Annotated in this window: 5 protein-coding genes; all 5 read left to right on the top strand. The window is 70.0% G+C overall.

The genetic code is table 11. The features are described from left to right. Positions 1–655 (top strand): efflux RND transporter permease subunit (locus VFL64_RS15135; RefSeq protein WP_489541212.1); only part of this gene is annotated, 655 nt, incomplete at its 5' end. After that, positions 652–861: a YgaP family membrane protein gene (locus VFL64_RS15130; RefSeq protein WP_489541211.1), complete on the top strand. Its 210-nt coding sequence runs from the start codon at positions 652–654 to the stop codon at positions 859–861. The genes VFL64_RS15135 and VFL64_RS15130, both read left to right, overlap by 4 nt. A gap of 13 nt (positions 862–874) precedes the next feature. Beyond that, complete coding sequence (gene trxC, locus VFL64_RS15125; RefSeq protein WP_489541210.1) at positions 875–1,315, top strand: thioredoxin TrxC; 441 nt, start codon at positions 875–877, stop codon at positions 1,313–1,315. After that, positions 1,312–2,697 carry a TolC family outer membrane protein gene (locus VFL64_RS15120; protein ID WP_489541209.1) on the top strand — a complete coding sequence of 462 codons (1,386 nt, stop codon included), beginning with the start codon at positions 1,312–1,314 and terminating at the stop codon, positions 2,695–2,697. Before trxC ends, VFL64_RS15120 begins: the two co-directional genes overlap by 4 nt. 11 nt (positions 2,698–2,708) lie before the next feature. Beyond that, the coding region (locus tag VFL64_RS15115; RefSeq protein WP_489541208.1) for an NAD(P)/FAD-dependent oxidoreductase at positions 2,709–3,270 on the top strand (562 nt) is incomplete at its 3' end.

Below are 3,270 nucleotides of genomic sequence, written 5' to 3'. Positions count from 1 at the left end.
CGTGCTCGCCCAGGTGAAGACACCGGGCGGCGGCCTGCTCGGCGAGACCTTCATCCGCCAGCCCGCCGACCCGTGGCGCGACTACGCCATCAAGTGGGACGGCGAATGGCAGATCACCTACGAGACCTTCCGCGACATGGGGGCGGCGTACGCCGTCGGCCTGGTCCTGATCTACCTGCTGGTGGTGGCGCAGTTCGGCTCCTACCTCACGCCGCTCATCATCATGGCGCCCATCCCGCTCACCATCGTGGGCGTGATGCCCGGCCATGCGCTGCTCGGAGCGCCGTTCACCGCCACCAGCATGATCGGCATGATCGCCCTGGCCGGCATCATCGTGCGCAACTCCATCCTGCTGGTGGACTTCATCCGCCTGCAGGTCTCGCAGGGCATGCCGCTCGAAGAAGCCGTGGTGCGCTCGGCCGCCACGCGGGCCCAGCCCATCTTGCTCACCGGCCTGGCCGCGATGCTGGGCGCGTTCTTCATCCTCGACGACCCGATCTTCAACGGCCTCGCGATCTCGCTGATCTTCGGCATCTTCGTCAGCACGGTGCTCACGCTGGTCGTGATCCCGCTGCTGTATTTCGTGGCCTACCGGCAGGCGCCGGCGCCGACCCGTCCCCCTGTTTCATCCACTGAAGAAGGAGCATCCACATGAGCTCATGGCAACTCGTCCGCCTGTTCGCAGGCACCTTCATCCTGCTGTCGCTGGCGCTCGGCGTGCCCGGCAGCCCCTTGTTCGTGAGCCCCTGGTGGCTGGCGTTCACGGCCTTCGTGGGCGCGAACCTGCTGCAAAGCTCCCTCACGCGCTGGTGCCCGCTGGAGATCATCCTGCGCAAGCTGGGCGTGAAGTCGGGCTGCTGAACCGGAGGCGCACATGCAACTCGTCTGCCCTTCTTGCGGCGCCAAGAACCGGGTGCCCGACCAACGCCTGGCCGACGGCCCGGTCTGTGGCCGATGCGGCACCGAGCTGATGGCCGCCAAGCCGGTGGCACTCAGCGATGAGCGCTTCGCGGCCTTCATCGATGGCACCGAACTGCCGGTGCTGGTGGACTTCTGGGCTGAATGGTGCGGCCCCTGCCGCATGATGGCGCCGCAGTTCGAAGCGGCTGCAAGCCAGCTGCCTCAGGTGCGCTTTGCCAAGGTCGACACCGAAGCCGCGCCGCAGGCCAGCATGCGCCACCACATCCGCAGCATCCCGACGATGGTGCTGTACCAGCGCGGCAAGGAAGTGGCACGCCGCTCCGGCGCCATGACCGCACCCGACATCGTGCGCTGGGTTCAGTCGCAGATCACCGCGACCGGAGCGGTGTCATGACGATCACGCGTCGCCTACGCGATGCGATGGCCATTTGCGCGGCGCTGTTTGCGCCCGCCGCCTGGTCGCTCGACCTGATGCAGGCCTGGCAAGGCGCCGAGCAGCATGCGCCCGACGCAGCGCTGGCCCGCGCCGCACGAGAAGCCGGTGCAGCGCGCGGCGAGCAGGCCAAGGCCTTGTGGCGGCCGAGCGTGATGCTCGAAGGCGGCGTGTCCTACGCCAATGGCGAAACCGCCGTGCGCGGCGCGCAGTTCTCGGCACCGGGCTTCGGCTCGTCCACGGGGGTGGCCTTCGACACCTCGGTCACCGGCGGCACCGCCAGCCGCTATGCGCTGGGCCTGCGCCAGCCGGTCTACAGCCGTGAGCGCAGTGCACGCGGCGAATCGCTCAGCATCGCCGCCGAAGCGGCCGAGCATGAATGGCTGCAATCGCGGCAGGCCCTGATGCTGCGCACCACGGAGCTCTATTTCAACGCCGCGCTGGCGGCCGAACGGCTGCAGCTGCTGCAGCGCCAGCAGCAGGCGGTCGACAAGGCGGCCGCAGAAGCGCGAGACCGCTTCAGCCTCGGCGACCGCCCCGCCACCGACGTGCACGAGGCCACCGCGCGCGCCGCCACACTGGAGGCCGAGCGGCTGAGTGCCGAGACACAGCTCGCACTGGCCCACAACGCGCTCGCCGACCTGACCGGCCTGCCCGTGAACACCACGCCCCTGCCGCTGCCTTCTGCCGCGCCGGTCGACGACATCAGCAGCCTGGCCGACTGGCTCGCGCGCGCCGAGCGGCAGAACCCGGGGCTGAAGCTGGCCGAGGCCTCGCTGCGGTCGACCGAGGCGCGGGCACGCGCGTCGGCTGCGGCCTTCACGCCCACGGTCGACCTGGTGGCCCACGTGGGGGGCGAGCGCCTCTCCGGCGACGGCGACTTCGGCAGCGCCAGCAGTGCCGCCCGCAACAGCGCGGTGGGCGTGCAACTGGCCATCCCGCTCTACACCGGTGGCCTGCAAAGTGCACAAGCGACGGAAGACCGCGCTCTCACCGACAAGGCCCAGGCCGCGCTCGACCAGGCCCGCCAATCGGTGGCCCAGCAGACCCGCGCCGCCTGGCTCGACCTCGCCGTGGGCAAGAGCCGCACCACCGCCCTGGCCGCCTCGCTCGAAGCGAGCCGCGCCCGCCTCGACGCCACCCGCGTCGGCCTGAAGGCCGGCGACCGCACCACGCTCGACCTGCTCAACGCCGAGAACGACGCCGCTGCCGCCGAACTCTCGCTGGTGCAGGCGCGAACGCAGCTCATCACCCATCGCCTGAAGCTGGCGGCCCTGGCCGGCGAGCTGGACGATGCCACCGTGCAGCAGGCCAATGCACTGCTGCAAGCCACCCGCCCCTGAAGGAGACAGACATGGCCCACATCGTCGTACTCGGTGCCGGCATCGGCGGCATGCCCGCCGCGTATGAGCTCAAAGCCGCGCTCGGCCGCGAGCACCGGGTGACCGTGATCAACGCGGTCGACTACTTCCAGTTCGTGCCGTCGAACCCCTGGCTTGCGGTCGGCTGGCGGGAGCGCGAGGCCATCACCCTGCCCATCGGCCCGGCGCTCGCGGCCAAGGGCATCGAGTTCATCGCCCAGCCGGTGATGCACATCGACGCCGAGGGCAACGCCGTGACGCTGAAGGACGGCAGCCGCATCACCTACGACTACCTCGTGATCACCACCGGCCCGCGCCTCGCGTTCGAAGAAGTGCCCGGGGCCGGGCCGCTGGGCGGCTTCACCCAGTCGATCTGCACTGTCGACCACGCGGAGCACGCGCTCGGCGAATACCGCAAGTTCCTCGACGACCCCGGCCCGGCCGTCATCGGCGCCATGCCCGGCGCGAGCTGCTTCGGCCCGGCCTACGAGTTCAGCTTCATCTTCAGCCGCGATCTGCAGAAGCGCCGGCTGCGCCACAAGGTGCCGATCACCT

It is taken from the genome of Rhizobacter sp., assembly GCF_035702065.1.
Classification (GTDB): Bacteria; Pseudomonadota; Gammaproteobacteria; order Burkholderiales; family Burkholderiaceae_C; genus Rhizobacter.
This window is presented reverse-complemented; position numbering and strand designations above follow the sequence as displayed.

What these genes read in the sequence shown, in the direction of transcription:
- VFL64_RS15130 (WP_489541211.1), top strand. Translation starts at nt 652, where the DNA reads ATGAGCTCATGGCAACTCGTCCGCCTGTTCGCAGGCACCTTCATCCTG.
- trxC (WP_489541210.1), top strand. Translation starts at nt 875, where the DNA reads ATGCAACTCGTCTGCCCTTCTTGCGGCGCCAAGAACCGGGTGCCCGAC.
- VFL64_RS15120 (WP_489541209.1), top strand. Translation starts at nt 1,312, where the DNA reads ATGACGATCACGCGTCGCCTACGCGATGCGATGGCCATTTGCGCGGCG.